1 tRNA gene is annotated in these 279 nt (G+C 49.5%); it reads right to left on the minus strand.

Going from position 1 to position 279, the window contains the following annotated elements:
- Window positions 1–203 precede the first annotated feature (203 nt).
- Window positions 204–279: transfer RNA gene (locus EYW48_RS21725), tRNA-Gly, on the minus strand.

Genomic DNA, 279 nt, shown 5'->3' on the forward strand with positions numbered 1-279 from the left:
CGACCTTCGGGTTATGAGCCCGACGAGCTACCAAGCTGCTCCACCCCGCGTCCGTATTTCATCATTCAAAGCATGATGAGCGCTTTAAGCTTTCTAACAAAAGAAGCTGGAGCGACACACGAGGTTCACTTTCTTTATACAAAAAGGCGTGACCTCAACCTTAACTAGGTTGTGCGGCGCTATTCTTTTCTTCGAAAAGAATTTGGAGCGACACACGAGGTTCGAACTCGTGACCTCAACCTTGGCAAGGTTGCGCTCTACCAACTGAGCTAGTGTCGC

It is taken from the genome of Vibrio sp. 1180_3 (assembly GCF_029478545.1).
GTDB lineage: Bacteria > Pseudomonadota > Gammaproteobacteria > Enterobacterales > Vibrionaceae > Vibrio > Vibrio aestuarianus.